Annotated in this window: 19 protein-coding genes; 8 read left to right on the forward strand and 11 right to left on the reverse strand. The window is 70.8% G+C overall.

Annotation, left to right across the window (positions count from 1 at the left end; all coding sequences use genetic code 11):
* Both VK923_04050 and VK923_04055 read right to left on the reverse strand, forming a co-directional pair.
* On the reverse strand, nt 1-482 hold a 482-nt coding region (locus tag VK923_04050; GenBank protein ID HSJ43839.1), incomplete at its 3' end, for a hypothetical protein.
* Between the two features lie 31 nt (nt 483-513).
* Nucleotides 514-1,065, reverse strand: coding sequence for a hypothetical protein (locus VK923_04055; GenBank protein HSJ43840.1), 552 nt, complete (start codon nt 1,063-1,065; stop codon nt 514-516).
* A 925-nt stretch (nt 1,066-1,990) separates the two neighbouring features.
* On the opposite strand from VK923_04055, the gene VK923_04060 reads away from it, so the two are divergent.
* The 4 genes from VK923_04060 (at nt 1,991) to VK923_04075 (ending at nt 6,018) form a co-directional block, all read left to right on the forward strand.
* On the forward strand, nt 1,991-2,200 hold the full coding sequence (locus VK923_04060; protein HSJ43841.1) for a hypothetical protein: 210 nt from the start codon (nt 1,991-1,993) through the stop codon (nt 2,198-2,200).
* Between the two features lie 985 nt (nt 2,201-3,185).
* A complete protein-coding gene (locus tag VK923_04065; protein ID HSJ43842.1) occupies nt 3,186-3,455 on the forward strand; it encodes a hypothetical protein in 270 nt (89 codons plus the stop codon).
* Nucleotides 3,430-3,771: a hypothetical protein gene (locus VK923_04070; protein HSJ43843.1), complete on the forward strand. Its 342-nt coding sequence runs from the start codon at nt 3,430-3,432 to the stop codon at nt 3,769-3,771. Before VK923_04065 ends, VK923_04070 begins: the two co-directional genes overlap by 26 nt.
* Before the next feature lie 1,371 nt (nt 3,772-5,142).
* On the forward strand, nt 5,143-6,018 hold the full coding sequence (locus tag VK923_04075) for a hypothetical protein (protein HSJ43844.1): 876 nt from the start codon (nt 5,143-5,145) through the stop codon (nt 6,016-6,018).
* A gap of 13 nt (nt 6,019-6,031) precedes the next feature.
* Here the strand turns inward: VK923_04075 and VK923_04080 are convergent, their stop codons facing one another.
* The 5 genes from VK923_04080 to VK923_04100 all read right to left on the reverse strand — a co-directional run bounded on the left by VK923_04080 (nt 6,032) and on the right by VK923_04100 (nt 14,064).
* The gene (locus tag VK923_04080) at nt 6,032-7,324 is read right to left on the reverse strand and encodes a metallophosphoesterase (protein ID HSJ43845.1); all 1,293 of its coding nucleotides are present in this window, start codon (nt 7,322-7,324) and stop codon (nt 6,032-6,034) included.
* Nucleotides 7,325-7,380: 56 nt separating this feature from the next.
* A complete protein-coding gene (locus VK923_04085) occupies nt 7,381-8,175 on the reverse strand; it encodes a Cof-type HAD-IIB family hydrolase (protein ID HSJ43846.1) in 795 nt (264 codons plus the stop codon).
* Between the two features lie 7 nt (nt 8,176-8,182).
* The gene (locus tag VK923_04090) at nt 8,183-11,050 is read right to left on the reverse strand and encodes a bifunctional [glutamine synthetase] adenylyltransferase/[glutamine synthetase]-adenylyl-L-tyrosine phosphorylase (GenBank protein ID HSJ43847.1); all 2,868 of its coding nucleotides are present in this window, start codon (nt 11,048-11,050) and stop codon (nt 8,183-8,185) included.
* A gap of 39 nt (nt 11,051-11,089) precedes the next feature.
* A complete protein-coding gene (locus VK923_04095; protein ID HSJ43848.1) occupies nt 11,090-12,436 on the reverse strand; it encodes a glutamine synthetase family protein in 1,347 nt (448 codons plus the stop codon).
* 230 nt (nt 12,437-12,666) lie between these two features.
* Nucleotides 12,667-14,064 carry an ammonium transporter gene (locus tag VK923_04100; protein HSJ43849.1) on the reverse strand — a complete coding sequence of 466 codons (1,398 nt, stop codon included), beginning with the start codon at nt 14,062-14,064 and terminating at the stop codon, nt 12,667-12,669.
* A 289-nt stretch (nt 14,065-14,353) separates the two neighbouring features.
* On the opposite strand from VK923_04100, the gene VK923_04105 reads away from it, so the two are divergent.
* Nucleotides 14,354-16,039: an NAD+ synthase gene (locus tag VK923_04105; protein HSJ43850.1), complete on the forward strand. Its 1,686-nt coding sequence runs from the start codon at nt 14,354-14,356 to the stop codon at nt 16,037-16,039.
* Here VK923_04105 and VK923_04110 read toward each other — a convergent pair.
* Both VK923_04110 and dtd read right to left on the reverse strand, forming a co-directional pair.
* Complete coding sequence (locus VK923_04110) at nt 16,010-17,098, reverse strand: EAL domain-containing protein (protein ID HSJ43851.1); 1,089 nt, start codon at nt 17,096-17,098, stop codon at nt 16,010-16,012. The two genes, VK923_04105 and VK923_04110, sit on opposite strands and share 30 nt — an antisense overlap.
* A gap of 7 nt (nt 17,099-17,105) precedes the next feature.
* Nucleotides 17,106-17,543, reverse strand: coding sequence for a D-aminoacyl-tRNA deacylase (dtd, locus tag VK923_04115; GenBank protein ID HSJ43852.1), 438 nt, complete (start codon nt 17,541-17,543; stop codon nt 17,106-17,108).
* Between the two features lie 141 nt (nt 17,544-17,684).
* On the opposite strand from dtd, the gene panB reads away from it, so the two are divergent.
* Nucleotides 17,685-18,488 carry a 3-methyl-2-oxobutanoate hydroxymethyltransferase gene (panB, locus tag VK923_04120; GenBank protein ID HSJ43853.1) on the forward strand — a complete coding sequence of 268 codons (804 nt, stop codon included), beginning with the start codon at nt 17,685-17,687 and terminating at the stop codon, nt 18,486-18,488.
* A 64-nt stretch (nt 18,489-18,552) separates the two neighbouring features.
* On the opposite strand, the gene npdG is transcribed toward panB, so the two are convergent.
* Together npdG and ftsH are read right to left on the reverse strand one after the other, a co-directional pair.
* Nucleotides 18,553-19,230 carry an NADPH-dependent F420 reductase gene (gene npdG, locus VK923_04125; protein HSJ43854.1) on the reverse strand — a complete coding sequence of 226 codons (678 nt, stop codon included), beginning with the start codon at nt 19,228-19,230 and terminating at the stop codon, nt 18,553-18,555.
* 9 nt (nt 19,231-19,239) lie between these two features.
* On the reverse strand, nt 19,240-21,183 hold the full coding sequence (gene ftsH / locus VK923_04130; GenBank protein ID HSJ43855.1) for an ATP-dependent zinc metalloprotease FtsH: 1,944 nt from the start codon (nt 21,181-21,183) through the stop codon (nt 19,240-19,242).
* A 133-nt stretch (nt 21,184-21,316) separates the two neighbouring features.
* Here ftsH and VK923_04135 point away from each other — a divergent pair, with 133 nt between their 5' ends.
* Together VK923_04135 and VK923_04140 are read left to right on the forward strand one after the other, a co-directional pair.
* The gene (locus VK923_04135; protein HSJ43856.1) at nt 21,317-21,820 is read left to right on the forward strand and encodes a DUF427 domain-containing protein; all 504 of its coding nucleotides are present in this window, start codon (nt 21,317-21,319) and stop codon (nt 21,818-21,820) included.
* Nucleotides 21,821-21,897: 77 nt separating this feature from the next.
* Nucleotides 21,898-23,967, forward strand: a complete 2,070-nt coding sequence (locus VK923_04140) for a hypothetical protein (GenBank protein HSJ43857.1) — start codon at nt 21,898-21,900, stop codon at nt 23,965-23,967.
* The last annotated feature ends 54 nt before the right edge of the window (nt 23,968-24,021 follow it).

Genomic DNA, 24,021 nt, shown 5'->3' on the forward strand with positions numbered 1-24,021 from the left:
ACCGCCTGCACCCGCTCGGCGGTCCACGGGACCACCTGCTCGACGTCGAGCGCCGGTGGCCGCACCGCCTTCGACGAGCACACGCTCCGCGCGACCAAGCCGTCCTCGACCGCGGCGCCCATCAGTGACGACAGGTTCGCCAGCAACACCCGCACCGTCCGAGGTGCAAGCTCGTCGCTGCGACCTTTGACCCACGCCTGCACCGTCGACGGGCGGATGGCCGCCAACGGCATGTCGCCGAACGTCGGCAGGATGTGACGGCGCAGCCCCGACTCGACCGCTTCACGCGTCAACTCATCGAACGTCTGCGCGGCGAGCCTCTCTCCCACGAAGCCGAACGACCGCTGATCCGCGCGCGGGTCGACGTGCACACCACGGACCAGGTCGGCGGTGACCTCGTCGAGCCACCGCTGCGCGTCGACCTTGCGTCGAAAGTGGCGAGCGTGTTCCTTACCCCCCAGGCGTGGTAACGCGCTTACCAACGTCCATTCGGATGACGTTTGATGCTCGCCACTACCCGTGCTCCCCCGCCCGCCCCGGCGTCGTCGGACCCAAGAACCCGCGCTCACGCGCCATCGTCACCCACCGGCCCGCCGTGGACCTTGGCACCCCGAACACCTCCGTGACCTTCTTCACCGGCGCCTGCCCCACTGCGTAGGTGACCGCGTACACGACGGCGACCTTGCGCAGCGCTTCATCGGTGGGTCCGTTCGCAGCATCGTCGCGGCTCGCACCAACGAATGGCGCCCACTTCGACCCACGCTCGCCGGGTTCACCCCGCCAGACGTAGGGCACCACGGCCTGGGAAACGAGCTGCGCGACGGGGATGATGCGGAGACCCGAGCTGTCGACCGGTGGCCCACTGTCAGTCTGCGCACACTCCATCCTCTCGACCACGTACCGGTCGCCGTTGTGCACCACAGTCAGCGTCACGACGTAGGCGAACCCATCGTCCGGCCCCGGAGTGAACTGCGTGGGCGGCACCCGTGACGGTCCCCGCACGCCGGGCGCCAGCTCGACCCTCGCGGCGTCGAGCAGGTTCACCGGTGACCGCTCAACCTGCACAGCTTCAAACCTACCCGATACAGCCGTGCACGACCAACGCACCCTGTTTAGTATAGTCATGCGCGACCATACTGAATGTCACGGATGGGATTTCCGATGGATCAGCGGTCTGACGAGTTCATGTCTTATGCCGACATTTCCGAACAGTGCAAGGGTGACCCAGTCGACGGTGCGCTACTAGGTGCACATGGGCCAAGGGTCACCGTCGTACAAGCTCGGAAGGCATCGGCGCGTTCGCCGGTCCGACGTCGAGAAGTGGCTCGAGGCTCGCGTCGACACCGCGCAGCCCGCAGCGTGACCGCAGAAGAAAGCCGCCCCGCCGACCCGGGGGAGGCGTCGGGGGCGGCACAGACCAGCGGTTGGGGAGCCGCGGTCGACGACCATGGTACCCGACCGACGCGGACGACCTCGTGCACGAGCACGTGTCCGATGGGCGCCGGAGCCGGACGTGTCGGCGCTCATCCCGGCGAACTACGGCAGCAGCGCGCCCTCGCCCGCCTCGCCTCCTCGCGATGCCATGACTCGGAGGTGCGTCGTGAACGACAGACCCGAGCCTCACAAGTCGGCTGAGCAGGCGGTCGCCCACGGCAACGCCTCCGCGACGAGGCCGCCGGCTACCGGGTGCGCGCCAAGCGCGCAGACGACCTCACCCGGGAACTACTCACGATGCGGGTCGCCGCGCTCGGCAAGCTCGCGGACCCCACCGACCTGCCGTTCGACGAGAATCTGTAGTCAGACCGGGACGCGGTCGAGTCCGCGGTCGACCAGTTGCTCGCCGCGAAGCCCCACCTCGGCGACCGTCGGCCGCGCGGTGATGTCGACCAGGGCGTCCGCGACGCCGCGACCTCGGTCAGCTTGGCCGGGATGCTGCGCGAGCGCGCGTAGCCTGCGCCGCGCACGCGAACGTCACCCTGAGGAGGGACCCGTGAAGTTCACCGTCCAAATCCGCAAGAGCAGCAACGTCGCCCACATCGAAGCGTCGTCGGTCAGCTACACGGCCGGGGACCCGAGCACATACCTGATGCATGACCCCAGCGGCAACGTCGTCGCTGCACTACCAGCCGACGTCGTCGTCAGCATCACAGCCGACGAAGCCACCGAGCACAGCGGCTCCCGTGCCGGGCGCGCGCGCTGAGCGACATGGGCGACCCCGACTACCAGTCCGGTGCACACAGCACGGTATCGCCGTGATGACTCATGGGCCAGTGAACCTGACGGCATCGATTTCGCGTCCGGCGTCGTGCAGGACATCGTCCGAGCCCGGTGACGTCGAACTCGTCACCGGGCTCCTCAACGTTGCCAGCGCACGCTCATCAAGCTCGAGAAGCACGCTGACATCGACCGCAGCAAGCGCTGCAGGACATCGCACAGCGCCACCGACCATCCGAGTAGACTCACCACTTGAGCGGCCTGGTGCCGCTGTTGCTGACGGCGCCGGGAGCCCCCAACGCACACATCCGTTGTGTCGTTGAAGGGCTCCCGCCGTCGCATCCGACACCACCACCGCAGAGAACACCCAAGAACCAGTCCAGGCCGTACCCATCCGGCCGCTCGAGCAAGCCAGCGTGTTCCTCGCCGCCAGCCCACGCATCTTCGACACCGACGGCTCACCGGTCCACATCCCCAAGCTGACCGGCATGGCCGAACCGTCATGGCATGGCGAGACCGAGCAGGTTGACGAGGTCGACCCGACGTGGGACGAGGTCACGCTGCTCCCGTCGAACATGGCGTCGGTCAAGAGCCTGACGCCGGCGCAGCAACGAGCTGGCTCGCCAGTCGGTCATCGCGCTCAGGCCGCTTTGCGAGACCGGATGGTCCGCGACGTCGCCGCGAAGATCGACACCGCGCTCGTCGCCGGGGACGGCGCGGCCAACCGCTGGCGGAGATGTCACCCCTACTGGGCTGCTGAACTACACCGGCACACAGGAACTCACCGGCGTCGGCGCGCCCACACTCGACGACCTGCACGACGCCGAAGGACTCATCCTCGCCGCGAACGTCGACCCCTCCTGGCTGCGGTGGTTCATGACGTCCCGCGACTTCGTCAACATCCGCAAGCTGAAGGACGGGCAGCAGCGGTACCCGGTGCAGCCCGACCCGAGCGAGCGGGCGCGTAGCGGCTGCTCGGCCACGGCGTCACCATCGCGAACCAGCTTCCCGCCGACGGCGGCGCCGGGTCGAACGAGTCGTCCATCGTGCTCGCCGACATGTCGCAGCTCGTCGTCACCCGCGACCTCGCGCTGTCCGTGAGGGTTCTCGACGAGACGTACGCGGACGTCGACCAGCAGGCCATCCGCGTCGTGATCGCTACGACACTGCCGTGGTCGTGCTCCGCGGCGTCACCCCGTAGCGATGCCCGCGGTGATGGTGACGCCACCGACGGGGCTTGACCTGCTCGAGCACCTCGACGCCGACACGGGCGACCCCAACGCTGCGGTTCGCGCGTACGCGATGCTCGACGTCGCGACGCGGGCCGCGCGCGGGTACACCCGCGGCCGCGGGTTCGACGAGCAGGCAGGCACAGTCGCGGAGGACCTCGCCGCAGCCATCCTCACGTCCGCGGCGCGGTCGTATCTCAACCCGGCACTGCAAGCAACTGCAAGCAACTGCGAGCACATCGGCTCGTACGAGGCCGCGTGGGGCGAGGTGACGTGGGACCTCAACGAGCGTCTCGCGCTCGACCGGTGGCGGCAACGCGTCGCCTGACCGCTTGGTTGGCGCCGGCGTAGTGCCCGCCCGGTCGCCAACAGTCGAGCCCGGCGTTCCTCCTAAGGCGGGGGCTCAACGCTTCCTAATCGGTCATCACGAGCCGGTCGCTGCCGGCCAGCCCTCGGCATGCTGGGCGCACACCAACAGGCGCCGCGGACCCACCGTGTCGAACCGCCACACAGCGCGGACGGTCGCCGGTCGGTCACACGGCGGCCCCCTGCCGCTTCGGCGCGGCCCCGATGACGGCGCAACCGTCGTGGGCACGGTGTTGTGGCATCACTCCGACAGGATGCCCGCGCTGCCTCGAAGGTATGTTCGCAATGGCCGAGCCCCCCGCTCCGCAAGGGGGGGCGAGAGGCTCTGGTGTTGTTGTACCCAGCGAACGCCAGGGTCATGCCGGCGCCGACCATGGTTCACGCAGAATGTGGATACGCCACCAGTCGCCGTCACTGTCGAGCACCGCCAGGGCGATGCGGTCGTTGTAGAACGGTTTGCGCTCGAGACACCGACGACCAGTCAACGGAGGGGTTGCGTCATGGCCCTGTGGAACGCAGGCCGGGCCTGGCTGCAGCAGCGCCGTCGCACCTACCGATGCAGGTACTGCCACGAGCGATACGACCGGAGCAACCCGAACCGTCCGACGTGCAAACGCGCAAGAGCATGCGAGGGTTGGGTGGACCGGCCGGTTCGAGCGGAGGCGGGGGCGTAGCTCGAGTGCCGCCGCCTACCGACATCGTTGGGCGGTCGGGTAGGCTGCCGTGATGCTCGGTGACGTGCTCGTCGGCGCGGCGGTCCTGTTCGCGGCTGGCAACGTCCTCGTCGGTGGGCTGATCGCCTGGGGTGTCTCAGGCGGCGACGGGACGTCTTCACCCGTGCGCGGCCTGCTGGGCGTCGGGGTGCTCGGGGCGTGCCTGGCCTCGCTCGTCAGCACGGCGTGGCTGCTGCAGTCGGTGTACCGCGCAGTGGCCATCGTGGTGTTCGTCGCGCTAGTCGCCGGTTCCTCGTACGTCCTCGCCGCCGTACGGGACACGGCACGTCGGTGGTGGGTCGCCGGCGCCGTCGTCGCCGCAGGCGCTGCTGAGCGTGACGATCGGCGTCGCCGGCGCGGCGACCCCGGTCTTCGGACGCGCCGTGCTGCTCGCGGGGCTCGGCCCGACCACCGCGGCGGTGGCCCTCGCGACCCTCGCCGTCACGGGTGCGGAGGACCTCGCGGGGCGAGCCCACCAGCCTGGCCGTGGTCCTCACGGCCCTGTGCGCGCCGTCAGCGCTGCTCGCCCTCGCGTGGTCGGCCGGTTGATGTGCGCATGCGGGCGAGCGATCTGGTCGTCCGCCGGGAACCATCGTCGACACGATGAAGTCTGACCCGTCATGACCCGTCGATGTGACGCCCTGCTCAGCGTGCTGCTCCTGGCCGCCGTCGCCTGCGGCGAGGCAGCGCCGGCGACCGCTCCCACCACTCCGGTGACCACCTCATCGACGGAGCGTGACGAGACGCAGGAGTACCGGACCAGGGCGACGGTCCTCGAGGTGGGCGACAGCGGACCGCAGCTGTGCTTCGCGGTCGCGGAGTCGTACCCGCCGCAATGCAGCGGTCCCGAGATCGTCGGGTGGGACTGGGACGCGGTCGCCGGCGAGGAGTCGGCCAGCGGCGTGACCTGGGTCGACGCGGTGCTGAGGGGCACGTGGGACGGCGAGCGCTTCACGGTGACGCGGCCCGTCGAGGCTGGGTCGGCATGGCCCGAGCCTCCGCCGGGCGATCCCGACGAGCTCGCGCCCGGGTGTAAGGAACCCGACGTCATCGACCCTTCCCACGGCCGGGACGAGGTGGACGACGTCATCGCTTCGCTCGAGCGGGCCGGCGTGTCGTCGATCCGCGTCTCTGATCCCAGCGGCCCCTGGGACGGTCCGTTCGTGCTCACGGTCCTGGTCCCGCCGGGACGCGGTGACGAGATCACCGCGATGATCCGCCGTGACTACCTGGGCGCGCTGTGCGTCGTCGAACGTGACCTGCCGACAATGGACGAGCTTCAGGCGCTGCATGACGAGGTCAGCGCGGCGACGACCAACGACGACGGATCACCGCGCGACACGCCGCTGGGCCCGAACCTCGGATCGGTGCCCGACACCGAGGGTGGTGTCGTCGTCGTCCAGGTGATCGTCGCCGACGAGGCCGCGCGCGCGTGGGCGCGGCGACGGTGGGGCGACCGCGTCGTCCTCGACGGCATGCTCCAGCCGGTCGACTGACGCCTGACCACGGTCAGCGCGCGTCGCCGCCGGCACGGATGGACGCGGTCCTGCGCCCGGGTCCCATCCGTTCGACGGTGGGGCGGAGCCTGGGTTCGCGGGCTCTGATGCCCTCGCGCAGGTACCCGGAGCGATGCGACAGGCGTCCATCGGCATCGATGGTCAAGGTGCCATCGACCACCGCGTACTGACCCATGGTGATGCGCGCCGGCACGTGCGCATGCCACGACGACCACAGCCGTCCGCCGCCGACCCGGCCACCCATCTCCTTCAGCCGCACCTGGATGCGGTCCTTGAACGTCGTGATCACCAGGTAGCTCACCCGGGCGTTGACCATCCTCCCGCCATGGACGACCTGCACGGGAGCCGTTCCGCGGTCGGAGTGCGTCGTGGGTGCGTGGTACTCGCCCGACAGGAGCAGATCGACGTCGTGCGCGCGCAGCATCCTCCACAGGCGACGGCCGTCGTCGAGCAGCAGTCCACTGGACGCGAACCGCCGGTTGGGTCCGAGGGCGGGGATCTCGCTCTGCACGATGAGATGCCGCGCCCCCGTCCGCCGGAGGCGTCGCAGGACACGGTCCAGCCACTGCAGCTGGCGTGCGCCGATGCGCACGCGGACAACGTCGTGACGACGCATGAACGGGTCGAGCGTGACCAGACCGACGTCGCCGAGCCGCGTTGCGTATGCGGTCCGTTCGAACTGCGTCCCGACGGGGCGCATCCTGAATCGGGGACCGCCGGTCGCATCCCGCGCCATGTGCCGCGCCCACGTCCGTTTCCACACGTCGAGCTCTTGGGCCTTGAACCTGTGGGACCGAAGGACGCCGACATGTGACATGTCGCCGACCTCGTGGTCGCCCAGTCCCGCGTACACCGTCAGGCCGTGGCGCTGCCACCAGCGCCGCATGCGGGGGTAGTAGTGGTCGCCAGCTCTTCGCACGGCGGCCCGACGCTGCGCACGGGTCTCGACGGGCCCGAACATCGCCGAGCCGCTGGCGTCGACGTCCCAGCGGCCCTCGACCATGTCCCCGGTGTGGAGCACGGCGTCGGGACGCTCGGCCGCGATCTGGCCGATCACTGTGTCGAGCGCACGACGCCAGGACGGAGTGATCCCCGGCCGTGACGCGGGCGTCCAGCCCGGCGCCCCGCGCAGCCCGCCCACGTCGGTGTGCGGGACACCGCTCGTCGAAACGTAGCGCCCGGTCGGCCGCTCCCGGGCCCATGCGGACGTGGCCGTCAACGCCACGAACAGCGCCGCCGCCGCGACGACGCGCAACGCTGTCCGCGACCTGCGGGACGGGTTCACCCGGCGGGACCTGGAGGTCGGTGGACGGTCGGCGCGACCAACGGACCCGTCACAGCCTACAGGAAGCGCTCGAGGACGAGCGCCACACCGTCGTCGTCGTTGGACGCCGTGACCGTGTCGGCGACGGCGTGGACTGTCGGGTGCGCGTTGGCGACGGCGACCGCGTGGCCGGCCCACTCGAGCATCGGGATGTCGTTGGGCATGTCGCCGAACGCCATCACCGCGTCGGCTGCGATCCCCCACTCCGCCGCCACCCGAGCCAGCGTCGCCGCCTTGCTCACGTCCGCCGCGGCGACCTCGAGCAGGTCGGCGCCGGAGAAGTAGACGCTGGCCGAGCCGTCGAGCACATCGATCGCGCGCGCCGCGGCGGTGTCGATGTCGACGTCGGACACCCGCGCGAGGATCTTCACCGGCGGTTCCAGGAGCAGGTCGTCGAGCGTGTCGGCGTAGGCCACCTGGGGCATCCGCTCCGACCGGCGGATGCCACGCGGGTAACCTCGCTCGTGCGCGAAGCCGTCAGGACGCTCCACGCCGAAGGTCGCGGTCGGAAATGCCGCGCGCAGGCGCTCGATGACCGTCCGGGCCGTCGCGATGTCGAGGTGGGTGCTGTGGACGATCTCTGAGGTCTCGAGGTCCACGACCAGCGCCCCGTTGGCGGCGATCGCCGTCCCCCGGCCGCCGAGCAGGTCGGAGATCGGCTCCAGCCACCGTGGCGGGCGGCCCGTGACCACCAACACCCGGATGCCTGCGTCGGTGATCCTGCGGATCGTCTCGGCGGTGCGCTCGCTGATCGTGCCATCGGTGCGCAGCAGCGTGCCGTCGAAGTCGATCGCCGCGATCGCGGGCCTCACGACCGGGTCAGAGGCGTGACTCATAGAACACCTGCTCGTGAACGTTGCGGACCCGACGCATGGCCCGGCGCAGCTCCTCCTCGAGCCGCTGGATCCCGGGGGGATCGAAGCCGAGGACCTGGGCCGCGTGGGCGCGCACCTCGCTGCGAGCGCGCAGCAGGTGGCTGTTGCGCTCACCGATGAGGTAGAGGACGTTGCGCAGCTGGGTCAGCGTCCGCCAGCCGTGCAGCAGCCAGCCGTGCTGCCGTTCGTCGATGTAGCCGCCTTCGGCCGCGGCCGCCAGCCCCGCACGTGTGCCGGATGAGCGCAGCTGTTCGTGCCGCCCGCCGTGTGTGAGAGCCAGCAGCTGCACTGTCCACTCGACGTCGGCCAGGCCACCGGCGCCCAGCTTGAGGTCGATGTCACCCTCGCCGCCGCCGGCACGCTCACGCTCGATCCGCGCCTTCACGGCCCGCACCTCACCGAGACGCTCGGCCGACGCGGGGTCCTCGAAGACACGGTCGGCGACCATCGCCAGCCACCGCTCCCCCAGGCCTCGGTCGCCGGCGACGACGCGCGCCTGCGTGAGCGCCAGGAACTCCCACGACTGCGCCCAGCGCTCGTAGTAGCGCTCGTAGGACCCCAGTGACCGCGCCAGGGGCCCGTCGCGCCCCTCCGGGCGGAGCCCGAGGTCGACGGTGAAGGCGGGGGCCGTCGGCGCGATCAGGGAGACCAGCGCGACCATCCGCTCGACCGACGCGATGGCCTGGGCCCGTTCGTCGGGGGGGTCGAAGACCACCATGACGTCGAGGTCGCTGGCATAGCCCAGCTCACCTGCGCCCAACCTGCCCAGCCCGATGACGGCGAGCCGGACGTCGCTGCCGGTCAGCGCCAGCCGGGTGGCCGCGTCCAGCACCACATCCGCGACGCGGGTCAGGTGGTCGGTGACCGCCTCGACGTCGGTGCGACCCGACACGTCGCGGATCGCCGTCCAGACCAGTTCGCGCCGCAGCCGGCGGCCGATCGCCATCGCCCGATGCTCCGGATCGCCGGACCGGACCAGCAGCGCCTCGATCTGGGTGTCGATCGCCGCCGCGTCGAACGGCTCATCCAGCGTCGACGGGTCGCCGAGCCTGCCGATGAGGTCGGGGTCACGCACCAGCCACTCGCCGATGCGGCGTGACCGGCCCAGCAGGCTGACCAGCAGCTCGCCGCTCGGCGGAGCGTCGCGCAGCGTGGTCAGCAGCGTCGGGTCGTTGACGAGGCGCTCACACAACGTCCGCAGCTCGATCAGACCCCCGTCGGGGTCCGGTGCCGCCGCCAGCGCGGGCAGGATCGCGGGCAGGATCGTCCGCAGCACCCGCGCGAGCCGCGACGTCCCGCCGACCATGGCGTCGAGGTGCGCGACGGCCCGCTTGGGTGCGGTGAAGCCCAGCGCCGACAACCGCTCATACGCGGCCTGCTCGTTGAGCCCGCTGCCGAGCTGGCGCTGCTCGGCGGCCGTCAGCTCACCGAACCTGGTCAGCAGCGGCCGGTAGAACAGCTTCTCGTGGAGTCGTCGCACGTAGCCTTGCACGCGGCTGAACTCGCGGTCGAACTGGTCGAGCGCGTCGGCGGCGCGGATGTCGCGGAAGCCGAACGCACGCGCCAGCCGGTGGCGGTCGCGGGCATCGTGCGGCACGACGTGGGTCCGCCGCATGCGTCGCAGCTGCAGGCGATGCTCGATCGTGCGCAGGAACTGGTAGGCGTCGCCGAACAGGTTGGCGTCGCCCTCGTCGACGTAGCCGCCCGCAGCGAGGGCGTCGAGGCCCTCCAGAGTGTTGGGGGTGCGAAGCGTCCGGTCGGCGCGCCCGTGCACCAGCTGCAGCAGCTGCACGGCGAACTCGATGTCGCGCAGGCCACCGGGAGCCAGCTTGAGTTGCCGGGCGCCCGCCGAGCGCACCGGAGCGCTGCGCTCGACGACCGTCTTCATCCTCTGGATGTCCGCGACCGCGCCGTCTCCGAGGCGCTCGGGCCACACGAACGGCTCGACCAGCTCGGAGAACCTGCGCCCGAGCGCCTCGTCGCCGGCGATCGGGCGGGCCTTCAGCAGGGCCTGGAACTCCCAGGTCCTCGCCCACCGGCTGTAGTAGCGCCGGTAGGCGTCGAGGCTGCGGACCAGCGGGCCGTCGCTGCCCTCCGGCCGCAGGTTCGTGTCGATCTCGTAGACCCTGCCGGCAGCGGTGACGGTGCCCAGCACCTCCAGCAGCGACCGTGCGACGCCGGTCGCGGCGCCGGCGTCGCGGGCGACGAACAGCAGGTCGAGGTCGGAAACGTAGTTCAGTTCGCGGCCGCCCAGCTTGCCCATGGCCACGACGGCGAGCGGCTCCTCGGCGGCGACGTGCGTGTACGCCGAAGCGATGATCCCCTCGGCGAGCGAGGACAGCTCGGCGGTGGCCGTCGGCGTATCGGCCATGCCGAGCAGGTCGCGAAGGGCGATGCGCAGGACGCCGAGTCGCTGCACATCGGCGAGCGCCGCCGGTCCCCCGTTGGCGAGTGCCTCGTCGGCGTGGGACCGCACGTCGTCGTAGGTCCACGTCGCCAGATCGCCGCAGAGCACGGCGCGCGCCCGCGCGGAGCGGACGATCAGGTCGGGCAGCGCGTCGCTGGCGCCGGCCAAGAAGGCCAGCCGGCGCAGCGTGTCGTCGGAGGTTGCCAGCTCATGCCAGGCGACCGCGTCCGCGGTCGCGAGGTCGAGGACGGCCGAAAGAGCCGTGGGCGGGTGCGCGCCCAGGCCGAGGCGCTCCAGGACGCGGCGCAGCTCGCCGTCGTCCAGGCCCAACGCCGCCACGCGGTTCTGCGCCCGCTCCGCGTCCAGTTCGAACAGCGCGAGCAGCCGCCCGTCGACGTCGATCATGGCCGGGCCGGATACCGGCCGGGACCAGGGGACACGGCCTCAGAGCATCGGCAGATAGCGCTGGACCTCGTAGGGTGTCACCTGCGCGCGGTACGCGTCCCACTCGACCCGCTTGTTGCGCAGAAAGAAGTCGAAGACGTGCTCACCGAGCGTCTCGGCGACCAGCTCGGAGGACTCCATCTCGCGCAGCGCCTCGTCGAGGTTGCCGGGGAGGCTGGCGATGCCGGCGGCGCGCCGCTCGGCGTCGGTCATCTCGAAGATGTTGTCCTCGGTCTCGGGGACCAGGTCGTAGCCCTTCTCGATGCCGCGCAGACCGGCCGCCAGCACCACCGCGAACATCAGGTACGGGTTGCACGCCGGGTCCGGGGCGCGCAACTCGACGCGCGCCGACGCGCTCTTGGACGGCTTGTATGTCGGCACCCTGACGAGCGCCGAACGGTTGTAGCGGCCCCACGACACGTGCACCGGGGCCTCACCGGTCGGGAACGGGCCAAGCATCGCGGCCGACAGCCGCTTGTAGCTGTTGACCCACTGGCAGCACACCGCGCTGATCTCGCGCGCGTGGGTCAGGAGCCCGGCGACGAACTGCCGGGCCACAGTTGACAGGTTCGCGGGGTCCTCGGGGTCGTGGAAGGCGTTCGTGTCTCCCTCGAAGAGCGACACGTGGGTGTGCATCGCGCTGCCCCAGTGCTCGGCCAGCGGCTTCGGCATGAACGTCGCGTACACACCGTGCTGCATGGCGACCTCCTTGACCACCATGCGGTAGGTCATCACGTTGTCGGCCATCGACAGCGCGTCGGCGTAGCGCAGGTCGATCTCGTGCTGGCTCGGTGCGACCTCATGGTGGGAGTACTCGACGCTGATGCCCATGGCCTCCAGCGTCTGGATCGCATCGCGCCGGAAGTCGGACTGCATCTCAGTCGGGGTGAGGTCGAAGTAGCCACCGGCGTCCAGTGGCACCGGTTCCTCTGCGGAGCGGAACAGGAAGAACTCGATCTCGGGGTGGACGTAGAAGGTGAAGCCCAGGTCCTGCGCGTGCTGCAGCGTGCGCCGCAGCACGTGGCGCGGGTCGCCGACGAACGGCTCGCCCTCCGGCGTGAAGATGTCACAGAACATCCGTGCGACCCCGTGGTCCCGGGGCCGCCACGGCAGCACCTGGAAGGTCGTCGCGTCGGGCACGGCGAGCATGTCCGACTCCTGGACACGTGCGAAGCCGTCGACGGCGGAGCCGTCGAAGCCGATGCCCTCACGGAACGCGCTCTCGAGCTCCGAGGAGGTGACCGCGACGGACTTGAGCATGCCCAGCACGTCGGTGAACCACAGCCGGATGATGCGGATGTCGCGCTCCTCGACCGTGCGGAGCACGTACTCCTGTTGCTTGTCCACGTCGGCTGCCTTCCTCGCCCGCCTGAACCTGACGCCGGGGGCGTCGTCCGGTGACGAGGATGGTACCGTCGGAAGGGATCGTGCAGCGCTCACGTCCGGTGCCTATAGCCGGGCTGACTGCGGGCGCGGTGTAGCGTCGCGCGCCGCTGCCACGTGACGCGACCGGCCCCCCGCTGCACCAAGAGGGACCGGCCGCGTCATCGGATCGCAACCGATCAGGTCACGTGGTGTCAGGAGTCCTGCAGCACCTTCTGCGACTGTCCGTCGAGGCTGACGACGCCGGTGGTCGGCGATGTCCGCGGACCGCCGGGGTAGGCGGCGGAACCGAGCGCGGCCTCCGGGTACCCGTACATGCCATGCTCGTGGATGTCGAGACCCTCGAGCTCCTCGACCTCGGACACCCGCAGGAGCCCGGCCGCCTTCAGCGCCAACGCGAGGATCGCGCTGGAGACCGTGACGAACGCGGTGATGGCCAGGATGCCGACGACCTGGATCCACACCTGGGTGACGCCGCCGCCCTTGAACAGGCCGACCTCGGTGCCATAGAACGCGGGCCACAGGATGCCCAGCGCTCCGCACACGCCGTGGACGCTGAACGCGCCGACCGCGTCGTCGATGCCCAGCCTGTCGACCGCCTGGACCGACAGGACCACCAGCACGCCTGCGACCGCACCGACGCCGATCGCGCCGAGGCCACCGACGAGGTCCGGGGCCGCGGTGATGCCGACAAGGCCACCGAGCACGCCGTTGCAGGTCATCGAGAAGTCGGGCTTGCGGAACCGGGCCCACGTGAACAGCGTCGCTGCGGCGCCACCGGCACACGCGGCGATGCAGGTGGTGAACAGAACCGGGGCGATCGCCACGCCGTCGGCCGCAAGGACCGAACCGCCGTTGAACCCGAACCAGCCGAACCACAGGGTGAAGGTGCCCAGCGCGGTCAGCGGCGCCGAGTGGCCGGGGATGACCTGGGGCCTGCCGTCACGACCGAACTTGCCCATACGGGGTCCGAGGATCGCGGCGATCGTGATGGCCGCGACACCGCCCGTCATGTGCACGATGCTCGAGCCGGCGAAATCGATGTAGCCCTGGCCGCCGAGGGTCGACAGCCAGCCGCCGCCCCAGTGCCAGTGGCCGACGATCGGGTAGACCAGGGCGCTGATGATGACCGAGACGATCACGTAGCCCGAGAACTTCATCCGGCCGGCGACCGCGCCCGAGACGATCGTCGCGGCTGTGGCACAGAAGACCGCCTGGTACATGAAGTCCACACCGAGCGGGATGCCTCCCGCCTCGGTGACCGGTGCCGTCATGCCGTCGGTGTAGCTGCCGGCCTGCAGCATGAACGTGTCGGTGCCGAGCAGACCGGCGGCGCTCGCGCCGTACATCAGCCCGAAGCCGACGAAGAAGTATGCGATCAGACCGAAGTTCATGTCTGCGAGGTTCTTCATCATGATGTTCGCGGCGTTCTTCGACCGCGTCAGACCTGTCTCCACCATTGCGAAGCCGGCCTGCATGATGAACACCAGGGCGATGGCCAGCATGTAGTACACGACGTCGATGTTGAGCTGCAACGTCGCGGTCTCACCGAGCTCCTGCGCTGCGGCGGGTCCGGCGAGGACCGGCAACATGCCGAGTGCAGATCCTGCCATCAACAACATTCGCCTTGCCATCGTGCCTCCTAATCGGCTCGTGCCATCCGACGCCTGCGCGCCGACGTTCCCGCGGCCTCAAGACGCACGATCTGCGCTGACCCAGGCTGTTCGACGAGCGGCCATCGACGGTGCGCGTCCAGTCATCTCTCAGCGCCGTGTCGTCCGCACCCGCAGGTACAAGGGCGGCCCGGTACGGGTAGAACCGTAGGAAGCACTGCTTTCTCTGCGATTGCTCAGGTGTTTCCGCTGCGTAAAAAGGCGTCAGATGCGCATCGCACTCGCTCAGCTCAACCCGACCGTCGGTGACATCGCCGGCAACGCGGCGGCGATCGCAGCCGCCTACGAGGCCGCGGTCGGGCGCGGTGCGGACCTCATCGTGACCGGGGAGCTCGGGCTGACGGGGTACCCCCCCGACGACCTGCTGCTCAAGCCGGCCTTCATCGCCGCGGTCGGCGACCACCTCGATGCGTTGGCACGCCGTGTCGGGCCTCAATCGCTCCTGGTCGGCTTCCCCGAGGACGTCCGCGACCTCGAGGGACCGGGTGGCGTGGTCAGCGAGGACGCAATCCCACAGGGACTGGCCAACAGCGCCGCCCTGCTGTCCGGCGGCCGGACCGCGCAGGTGTACCGCAAGCAGCGCATCCCCAACTACGGCGTGTTCGACGAGGCGCGCTACTTCCGCGCCGGCACCGAACTGGTCGTGGCCGACGTCGCCGGTGTGCCAGTTGGCCTGTCGGTGTGCGAGGATTTGTGGGGTGAGGGCGGGCCGGTGACCGAGGCCGCCCAGGCCGGCGCCCAGCTCGTCCTCGTTCCGAACGCCAGCCCGTTCCACCACGGCAAGCGCAAGGAGCGCGAGCGGTGGGCAGGTGCGCACGCGACCGCCGGCGGGGCGTGGATCGCCTACGTCAACCTCGTCGGGGGTCAGGACGACGTCGTCTACGACGGTGACTCGTTCGTCATGGCGCCCGACGGGCAGATCGTCGCGCGCGCCGCGCAGTTCGACGAGGACCTGGTCGTCGTCGACGTCGACATTGACGCGACGGCCGCCGCACCGGCGATGGCCGCCCCCGCGCCGCGGATGAGCCGCCAGGCGGCGATCTACGAAGGGCTGGTGACCGGCACCCGGGACTACCTGCGTAAGAACGGGTTCGCCGGGGCGCTCGTCGGAGTGTCCGGAGGCGTCGACAGCGCCCTGACGACGGCCGTGGCCGTGGACGCGCTGGGTCCGGCGCACGTCACCGCCGTCGCGATGCCGTCCCCGTACTCATCACCCGGGTCGATCACCGACGCCCGGGACCTCGTCGACGCTCTCGGGTGCAGGTGGCTGGAGCTGCGCATCGACGACGTCATGAAGGCCTTCGACGCGACGCTCGCCGAGCCGTTCGCCGGCACCGAGGAGGGCACCGCCGAGGAGAACATCCAGTCGCGCATCCGCGGCACCCTGCTGATGGCCCTGTCGAACAAGCACGGCGACCTGGTCCTGGCAACCGGCAACAAGAGCGAGTACGCCGTCGGCTATGCGACGCTGTACGGCGACATGGCGGGAGGCTTCGCACCACTCAAGGACGTCTACAAGACCGTCGTCTACGAGCTGTGCGCGTACCGCAACGCCACCCACCGTGACACATGGCTCGGCCCGCCGGGTGCCGTCGTCCCGCGGGCGATCATCGACAAGCCGCCGTCGGCCGAACTGCGCCCCGGCCAGCTCGACACCGACAGCCTGCCCGACTACGACCAGCTCGACGCGATCCTGAGCGGCTACATCGAGAGCTACCAGAGCGTCGACCGCCTCGTCGCCGAGGGCCACGACCGGGCATTGGTCGCCGAGATCACCCGCATGGTCGACCGTGCCGAGTTCAAGCGCCGGCAGGCAGCCCCAGGCGTGAAGGTCACGCGACGGGCCTTCGGGCGCGAGCGGCGGCTACCGATCACCCACGGCTGGGCCGGCTGAGCTCATCTCGTCGGGCCACGTCGCAGGGTCGATGTCGAGCGCCTCGTGCAGGAAGAACCCCTGCCCGTAGGGCACCCCGAGGAAGCGCAGCGCGTACAGCTCGCGCTCGTTCTCGATGCCCTCCGCCACGGTCTCGGCGCCGATCGCGCCCGCGAACGCCTTGAGCGTGTAGCCCAGCGCCCGCAGGACCGCGTCGCCGTCGATGTGGTGCGTGAGACTCGAGTCGAGCTTGACGATCTCGGGCTCGAGGCGCAGCACGTGACGCAGGCTGGCGAAGCCCGAGCCGGTGTCGTCGACGGCGACCCGCGCACCGCGTGCCCGGAACGGCTGGAGGACGTCAGCCAGCGCCTGGTAGTCCGCGACCCGCGCGTGCTCGGTGATTTCGAGCACCACGTTCTCGAGATCGACCTTGGCCAGGATCTCCTGCAGTTCCGATGACAACAGCGCACGCGGCGACAGGTTGACCGAAAGGTAGACGCCGTCGGGCAGGTCGTCGATGACGGTGACGGCGCGACGCATCGCCGCGGCCTCCAGCTCCACGCCGAGCCCGGCCGCGGCGGCCAGGGCGAACCAACCCTCCGTCGAGCGGTTGGTGTCCGCTGGGAACCGCGACAGCGCCTCGACCCCGACGATTCGGCCCGAGTCGAGCTCGACGATCGGCTGCAGCACCATCTCGAGCGAGTTGTCGGCCAAGACCTGCGCGACCGCGGCGCGGTCGCCGCCCTCGGTGCCGATGCCACCCACGTCCGCGACCATCCCGTCGAGCACCAACCGGGTGATCAGGCTGCGCACCAGCGGGTTCGACGTGCGCTGCACCGCATTCGCACCGATGGCCCGCAGCACGGCCCACTCGACACCGTCACGCACCAGGGGCAGGTCGGCATGCTCCTCGTCGGGCAGCGGCTCGTCGGCGGCCACCAGCAGCGCCCGCTGCATGCCCAGCTCCTCCTCGACCAGCCGCAGGGCGGCGGCGGTCTGGCCACCCAGGACCGCAGCGGCCGCATCCCGCTCCTGCTCGGCGGTGCCGGGCTCGACACCCGTGGGCAACAGTCCGACCATGGGTGAGTCAGAGGTCCTCTCGTTCAAGCAACAGCGTCACAGGACCATCCGCCCGGGCGCTGATGTCCATGTGTGCGCCGAACACACCACGTGCAACGGTGACCGGCAATGCCGAACAGTACAACTCATAGAGCTCCTGCGCCCGCTCCGGCTCCGCCGCGTCGATGAACGACGGGCGCCGTCCCTTCGAGACATCACCGTAGAGTGTGAATTGGCTCACGGCGAGTACCGACCCCCCGATGTCCTGCACGGAACGGTTCATCCGGCCGCGCTCATCGGCGAACACACGCAGCGTCGCGGTCTTGGCCGCGAGCCACGTCGCGTCGGCGGGGCCGGAGCGCCGGCCGACGCCGACGAGGGCGAGCAGGCCCGGGCCGATCTCGCCCACGATGTCGCCATCCACCCGCACGGCGGCCTCGGCGACCCGCTGCAGCACGACCCGCATCAGCGCCTCCCTGGGACGTGGGTGCCCCGGGACCGGGTGCCGTTCAACCGCCCGGCACCGCGGGTACCCTCGTCGATGTACCGCTGGACCCGTGACGGGGTGTCACCCGACGCTCCCGGGCCGGCAGGACGCGAGGGCGACATGAGCAAGAGACCACGGTCCATCCACGACCTCCGGACGTTCAAGCAGCGCGGCGAGCGGTTCGTGATGGTGACCGCCTACGACGCCCTGTCCGCGGAGATCCTCGACGAAGCCGGCATCCCCATCCTGCTCGTCGGTGACTCGTTGGGCATGGTCGTCATGGGTCACACCTCGACCGTACCGGTCACCATGGACGACATCCTGCACCACACAGCGGCCGTGCGCCGTGGTGCGCCCGATGCGCTCGTCGTCGCGGACATGCCGTTCGGCTCGTTCCAGGTCGACATGACCGATGCCAGGCGCAACGCGACCCGGCTGCTCAAGGAGGCGGGTGCGACCGCAGTGAAGATCGAGGGCGGCGGGCCGATGATCGAACTGGTCGCCGACCTCGTGCGCATCGGCATCCCGGTCATGGGCCACTTGGGGCTCACGCCGCAGTCGGTCAACCAGTTCGGCGGCTTCAAGGTCCAGGGGCGGTCCGACGCCGACGCCGACCGCATCGTCCACGACATCAAGGGCCTCGAAGGGGCCGGCGCGTTCTCCGTCGTGCTCGAGTGCGTGCCGAGTGACCTGGGCCGTCGCGCGACCGAAGCCGTCGACATCCCGACCATCGGCATCGGCGCCGGGCCGGACACCGGCGGGCAGGTGCTGGTGCTGCCCGACCTGCTAGGGATGAGCGGCGGACGCCTGCCGCGCTTCGTCAAGGCCTACGCCGACGGGCGCAGCTTCGTCCGCGACGCGGTCAAGTCGTTCCAGTCCGAGGTCGCCGCCGGCGAGTACCCCGGACCCGAGCACCAGTACTGACCGGCGCACGTTTCGTCGAGCCGGTCCGTCGACGCGGCGGGACCGGCTCCCGGAGCCCGGCGGGTCAGCGGCTGTCGGGCAGGCCCGTCAGACGGATGCCGGACGCCACGTTGTAGTGCCTGTTGACGGCGATGATGACCGCCGTTAGCTCCTCGAGCGGGCGGCTGAGCCGTAGCGGGCCCGCCGGGACGGCGCGCACGCCCTCGATCGACTCGACCAGGTCGCGCACGTCGGGATGGATGCCGTCGCCCGTGATCAGGACGTCCATGTCCAGCGGGCCCAGGTCTCGGGTCAGCCGTCCCGCCGGCACATGGTGGAACGCCCCGTACACGTCCGCGGCCGGCGCCAGCTCGGCGACGAGCTCAGCGGCGCTGCCCTCCGGGACCGGGATCGGGTGCGGACCGTCCCGGTCGAAGCCCATCCGGTTGACGCAGCTGATCACGAGCGTCCCGGCCAGCAGGTCGCCCAGCGGCTCGAGCAGCGGACGCACCCCGTCGAACGGCACGGTCACGATCACGATGTCGCGGGCGGCCGCCTCGTGGTTGGGACCACCCGTCAGCAACCCGTCGGCGACGTCGTGGTCGTCGACCAGGCCGCGGGCGGCGTCGGCCGCGCGCTCGGGCGAGCGGGAGCCGAGCACGACCTCGTAGTCCGCCAGCGCCAGCCGCAGCCCGAGCCCGCGTCCCTGTGGTCCCGTGCCGCCGAGGATGCCGACGGTGGGCAGCTTCCCGTCGCCGGTCATCGGCACGATCTAGCGCCCCGACCCGGCCGTCTCGGGCTCGCGCACCGGCTCCTCGCCCTCGCCCTCGTCGGCGCCGCGGACCATCGCCGGCGTCGTCGACACCGTCTGCGCGCCGTCGAGCGCCGCACGCTGCGCGGGGTTCAGCGCCGCGCGCGTGACCGCGAGCGCCTCGTTACCGGTCAGCGACTCCTTCTCGACGAGCAGGTCTGCCATGGCATCGAGACCCGGGCGCAGCTCGCTGAACTTCCCGACCAGCTCGTCGAGCGCGGAGGTCAGGATGCGCTGCACCTCGCGGTCGATGACCTCGGCGGTCTGCTCGGAGTACTCGTGCCCGCGCGTGAGCTCCTCGCCCAGGAACACCTGCTGCTGGCTGCCGTAGCCGATCGGGCCGAGCTCCTCGCTCATCCCGTACTCGCGCACGATCGCGCGGGCCAACTTGGTCGCCTGCACCAGGTCATGCTGCCCGCCGGTCGTCGGCTGTCCGAGCACGACCATCTCAGCGGCCCGGCCACCGAGCATCACCCGGATCTTGGCCTCGAGGTAACTCAACAGGTAGATGTGGCGCTCGTCGATCGGCAGCTGCTGGGTGACGCCCAGCGCCATGCCGGTCGGGAGCACCGTCACCTTGTAGACCGGGTCGGCCTCGTCGTCGAGGAACGCGGCGAGCGCGTGGCCGCCCTCGTGGTAGGCGACGGCCAGCTTCTCCTTCTCATCCAACCGCAGGCTGGACCGCTCGCGGCCGATGGTGTGCCGTTCCCGGGCCTGCTCGATGTCACGCATCCGGATCTCGTCGGAGCCGTCGCGCACCGCGATCAGGGCGGCCTCGTTGATCAGGTTCTTCAGGTCGGCACCGGCCATACCGGGCGTGCCCCTGGCGAGCACCGCCAGGTCGACGTCGTCGGCGATCGGCTTCCCCGTGGTGTGCACCTTGAGGATCTGCTCGCGCTCCTCGAGCGTCGGCAGTGGCACGACGATCTGGCGGTCGAAGCGGCCGGGCCGCTGCAGCGCGGGATCCAGGACGTCCGGCCGGTTGGTCGCCGCCATGATCACGACGCCCTCCGAGCCCTCGAAGCCGTCGATCTCGCCGAGCAGCTGGTTCAGCGTCTGCTCGCGCTCGTCATGGCCTCCACCGAGACCGGCACCACGCTTGCGGCCGATCGAGTCCAACTCGTCGATGAATATGATCGACGGCGCGTTCTCGCGCGCGGTCTTGAACAGGTCACGGACGCGGCTGGCACCCACGCCGACGAACATCTCCATGAAGTCCGACCCGGTGACTGAGATGAACGGCACGCCGGCCTCGCCCGCCGTCGCCTTGGCGAGCAGCGTCTTGCCCGTACCGGGCGGGCCGACCAGCAGCATGCCCTTTGGAACCTCGGCGCCCGCCCGGCGGAAGCGGTCGGGCTCGCGGAGGAAGTCGACGACCTCCTTGATCTCCTGCTTGACCTCCTTGTAGCCGGCGATGTCGTTGAACCGCGTGGCCGGCTCGTGCGGCTTCCACAACCGCGCGGTCGACTTGCCGATCCGCGACAGCGGACCCATCTGCCCGCGCGCCTGCCGGTTGAGGTACCAGAAGAAGCCGACGAACAGCATCACAGGCAGCCCGAAGAACAGCAGCAGCGACAGGATGCTCTCGCCCTCGACCCGCGCATCGATCTCGACGTCGTTGTCCTCGAGGAAGGACTGGATGCCCTGCTGGCCGATCACGGTCTCCGGCGGCAGCGTCGACGTGAAGGTGGTCGCGTCGTCGTTGGCGCGCTGCCCAGCCTCGGTGTAGGTGCCCTCGATGGACTGGCCAGTGAACGTCACCGACTCGACCTGGCCCTCGGACACCGACTGGCGGAACTGGTCGTAGGTGACCGGGGTCCCGCTGCGGACGGGGTTGAGCAGCCACAGCAGCCCGAGGGCGACCAGCAGGCCGATCAACAGTCGGTTTCGGTTGCTCGCGTTCACCAGTGCCTCACTACGTGTTGAGCCTGCACCATTCCTACCCTCGCCGTGGCCGACCCACCAGCCGCGGCAGCGCCGTTCGCGACGGCCATTACCAGATCATTGCCTGGGCATGACCACCCCGAAAGGAGCTCCGATGGCACGTCCCACGCCGCAGCAGCCACGTCCCGGGCAGGAATCGGTCTGGGACTACCCTCGCCCGCCCCGCGTCGAGGCCGACGGCCGCCGCGTCGAGGTGGTGTGCGACGGGGTCACGGTGATCGACACGACCGACACCGTGCGGGTCCTCGAGACCAGCCACCCGCCGACCTGGTACCTGCCGGTGGGGGCGCTGCGCGGCGCCCACCTACGGCCGACCGGCCGCACGACGGCGTGTGAGTACAAGGGGCGGGCCAGGTACTTCGACATCGTCGCCGACGACGACCGGGTGCTCGCGGCCGGCGCCGCCTGGAGCTATCCGCACCCCCCGCCCGGCTACGAGGTGCTCGCCGACCGCTTCACGGTGTACCCAGACCGGGTGCACCAGTGCCGGGTTGACGGTCAACCGGTCCAGGGTCAGGCTGGAGGGTTCTACGGTGGCTGGATCACCGATGACATCGTCGGGCCTTTCAAGGGCGAACCGGGCACCCTAGGCTGGTGAAGATGTCCTGTGTGCGCTTGGGTGGTGGCACCATGCACACACATGGCCTGCCCTAGCGGTCGAAGCTGGAGGACCACGTGCTACGCACCGACCTCACCGATCATCGTGGCACCGACGACGCGAGGTTGGTGCGCGCGCTAGCCGACGGTGACGCCATTGCGCTCGCTGAGGCGTACCACCGGACCATCACCGCAGCGCACGCCTGCGCGCGCAGGATGCTCGCCTCCCCTGTGGAGATCGAGGCGCTGATGCGCGCCGTCTACAGCGAGCTGTGGGAGGACCCGCCGGTCGACGAGGCCCTCGAGGGCTGGGTGCGCGACCGCTGCTTCACGCTGGGGACCGGCTATCTGCGCCAGCGTGGCCTGGCCGCCCACTCCCCGTCGTTGGCGGCGTGGACCTCCGGATTGGAGGCCGACCCACACGCCGGCGGCGTGGACGGGCTCGAGCGCATGATCGCCGAGCTGACCGACCAGCAGCAGGCGGCACTGGTGCGCGCGCATGACCAGGGCATCCGCACCGCCGACCAGGAGGACCCGCAGGCGGGCCCTGCCCTGCAGCACGCGCTGCTGGTGCTGGCCAGCCCGCTGACCGACGACGAGCGCCACGCCGCCGAGATGTGCTCCAGCGGCGTCGCGCTGGCCAACTGGATCTTCGGGCTGCTGCCGCCGCACGAGGCCGCCGCGGTGCCCGGCACCGCCGCCGAGCCGACGCCGTGCGGGCGGCTGGCCGGCGTGCTGCGCCGCGCCCGGCGCCGCTTCGAGCCGCTGCCTCCGACCCCGGACCTGGGCCACCGCGTGCTGGCCTCGGTGTTGGGCAGCGGTGGGCGTCGCGAGTCGCAGGAGATGCGCGCCTCGCGGCTGGACTCCGACCTGCGCGTCGCCTCCGCCGACCTGGATCGTGGGCCCGGCGATAGCGGCGTACCGCGCTCGTCGCTCGACATGGCGTTCCCGTCGTCAGCGCCGGCCGCGCGGGCCGATGACGACGAGCAGGTCACCGCACTGCGCCGCCGCAACGGCGCACCACCGCGCGGCTGGGAGGTCGGCGACGACACCGACGACGGCGTCGACGAGCCGACGCCGCTGCGCTCGTCGTCGGGGCCGCCCGCGCTGGCGGGCTCGTCCGCCCCGCCCGTCGCCTTCGGCAACGCGGTGCCCGCGTTCGCGCCCCCACCGCAACCTGACGACGAGGCGAGCGACGAGCTCGTGCGGATGCCACTCCCGCGGCCACGTCCCACACCCGCCGAGCGGTCCGCACAGGCGCGCGATCGCGCACCCGGGACCGGGGACGACACGGCCTCCATCCCGGCGATGGCCCGGGATGACCGCGACGAGGAGACGCCGCCCCCACCCCGGGCGTTGCGGCCGAGGACCGACACGCCCGAGACCGAGCGCGCGCGGGACCGCCGGCCGGACCAGGGCCCCGCGCCCTCACCGCTGCGCGACGACCGTCCCGCGTTCTCGCCGCTGCGGGACGACGATCGCCGAGGATCCCGCGCCGACCGCGACGTCGACACCGAGTCGCCGCTGCGCCGTCCCGCGCCCGCCGGCCAGGACCGCGCGGCCGGCTCGCCCCTGTCGGCGCCGACCCAGCGGAGCGACCGCAGGTCCTGGCAGGACGATGAGGACAGCCGCCCGCCGAGCTCGCCGCTACGGGCGGACATGCGCCAGCAGCCCTCTGGCACGAGCCGCCGCGCGTCCGCACCGGAGCGGGACGAGGTCGAGCACGACGCTGGTCCACAGTTCGAGGCGCGTGACTACCAGCGCCAGCCGGCGGCCCCGGTCGACGCGACCGCGCCCACACCGATCCAGCGTGACGACAGCGACCCGCGCCTCGAGGACGTGTTCGGCAAGGATCCCGACGCGACGGCCCCGCCCTCCGGTGGCCCGTCGCCGCGCGGCGGCCGCGCCGGCGAGGGCGCGACCGGGCTGACCGCCGCACCGTCGTCTGCCCGTCGGCCGACCGGCGGACCGTCGTCGGCATCCGAGCCGACCGCTTCCCGGCAACAGCCAGCGGCCGCCGGTCCGACCGTGTCGACGGCGGACGATGAGGAGAGCGGCGGCAACAGCTTGCTGCGCTGGCTCGTCGTGTTGCTGCTGGTCGCCGCCGGAGCGGCCGTCGGCGTCTTCCTCGGCCAGATGCTGATCTGATCCCGCGCCGGCGGCGCACCGGCAGCGCACGTCGAACGCGGGCGTGCGGCCCTG

It is taken from the genome of Euzebyales bacterium, assembly GCA_035461305.1.
Classification (GTDB): domain Bacteria; phylum Actinomycetota; class Nitriliruptoria; order Euzebyales; family JAHELV01; genus JAHELV01.